Annotated in this window: 1 protein-coding gene and 2 pseudogenes; 2 read left to right on the forward strand and 1 reads right to left on the reverse strand. The window is 73.9% G+C overall.

The window, feature by feature from the left end; genetic code table 11:
- Positions 1-871: pseudogene (locus JF597_RS54520) on the reverse strand (UDP-N-acetylglucosamine--N-acetylglucosamine transferase); the annotation flags it as partial.
- A gap of 139 nt (positions 872-1,010) precedes the next feature.
- Between JF597_RS54520 and JF597_RS54525 the strand changes: the two are divergent.
- Both JF597_RS54525 and JF597_RS54530 read left to right on the forward strand, forming a co-directional pair.
- Positions 1,011-1,436: a BlaI/MecI/CopY family transcriptional regulator gene (locus JF597_RS54525; RefSeq protein ID WP_294014563.1), complete on the forward strand. Its 426-nt coding sequence runs from the start codon at positions 1,011-1,013 to the stop codon at positions 1,434-1,436.
- Positions 1,437-1,440: 4 nt separating this feature from the next.
- Positions 1,441-1,844 (forward strand): annotated as a pseudogene (locus JF597_RS54530) (M56 family peptidase); the annotation flags it as partial.

Consider the following 1,844-nt stretch of genomic DNA (forward strand, 5'->3'; position numbering starts at 1 on the left):
CGTGCATCAGGGAGGGCATGTCGTCGACCCAGCCGAAGGCGTGGTCGATGCCGTCGGCGCGCAGCTGCTCGGCCAGGGCCTCGTTGCGGCCGCAGACGACGACCGGGACGGCGGCGCCGCAGTCACGCAGCTCCCGGGCAACCGTACGGACCGGGCCCACCCCCCAGGACCCGGCGACCAGCAGGGCCAGCGGGGCGTGGGACGGCAGCCCGAACCTCTCCCGGGCACGGCCACGCCCTCGTGCGTCGCAGGGCCGGAAACGGGGGTCCGTGACCGGCCCGTGCACTCGCACGTCGCGGGCCCCGGCGGCCCGAGCCTGGGCGGCGGGCACGGCGTGAGCGGCGAGGTGGACGTCCACACCCGGCGCGACCCACAGCGGATGCACCGAGAAGTCGGTCAGATAGGTGAGGACCGGCACGGCCAGCCGACCGTCCAGGCGCAGGTTGCCCAGGACCCGGCTGGCCCCGGGGTAGGTGGAGACGACGGCGTCGGTGCCCGGCGGCAGGGCGCGCAGTACCCGGTCCTGCGCCGTGCGCAGCAGCGCCCGCGCCACCGGCCCGCCGCCCTCGGAGCGCTCGGTGCTGGAGTAGATCCGCTGGTAGGCCCAGGGGGCCCGCACCAGCATCCGGTGATAGCCCTCCTGGACGGTGCGGCCCAGGTGGGCGGGGAGCAGGTCCAGCAGGTCGAGGCGGTCCACGGCGTAGCCCTGCGCGGTGAGACGGCGGGCGAGCTCGGCCGCGGCACCGTCGTGACCGGCTCCGACGCTCGCGGAGACGATCGCGACCCGTCCGGCGCCGCCTTTCGCGCCGGGCCGCGGGGGAGCGGCGCCGGTGATCGGGGATCTGGGCGCCGTGCTCGCGGGGTGGGGCATGGGTCTTCCTCCGCAGGGGACGGGAGCGGCCGAACTCTACGAGTTGTAGTAGTTCGAGGTTCGAAGCCCGGAGCATACCTCCTACAACTAGTAGGAGATGGCCGGGTAGTCTGTGCGGGACGGCGAACGGAGGCATCCGGTGCAGGAACGAGGGGACGGCGGCGCCCGCGAGGCGTCCGGCAGGCGGGCCCGCGGCGAACTGGAGAGCGATGTGCTCGCCGCGCTCTGGGCCGCCGACGGCCCCCTGACCGCCGGCCAGGTCCGGGAGGCGCTGCCGGGCGACCTGGCCTATACGACCGTCCTGACCATCCTGTCCCGGCTGTACGACAAGGAGATGCTCGTCCGGCACCGCGAGGGCCGTGGCTACGCGTACGAGCCGGTGCGGGACGAGGCGTCGCACACCGCCCAGCGCATGCGGTCGCTACTTGAGGGTGGCTCCGACCGCGAGGCGGTCCTGGCCCGCTTCGTCTCGGAACTGTCCGAGCAGGACGAGCACCTGTTGCACCAGCTCCTGTCCGGGCACGACGCTCGCACCGGAGATGATCGCTCAGCAGGGAGGGCGTAAAGCCGTGCTGTTCAGCGTCTACGTCCCCTTCGCAGTCACGGCTGTGCTCGCCGTGCTCGCGCCCCGACTGGCCCACGTGCTGCCCCCGCGCCGCGCTGCCTGGGCCCTGGCCTGCGCCGCGCTCGTGACTGCGATCGGCTGGGCGGGGGCACTCGCCTTGCTCGCCTTCACCGGCGTGGCACAGATTCCGGAAGTTGCGGAGGAGGGCCGCTGGTCCGTGGCCGCTCTGCAAGCCGAGGATCCGGTCTACCTCGTCGTCGCGGGAGGCAGCGCCCTCATGCTGGCCGTGGGCGTCGTCTCGCTGGGCGTGGCCGCCGCGAAGCAGGCCCGCCTCTTCGTCCAGGCGCGACAGGAGCACGCCCGGCTGCCGCAGGACACGGAGCTGGCCGTGGTCGACGACGACGTCCC

Source organism: Streptomyces sp. (genome assembly GCF_019510245.1).
Classification (GTDB): Bacteria; Actinomycetota; Actinomycetes; order Streptomycetales; family Streptomycetaceae; genus Streptomyces.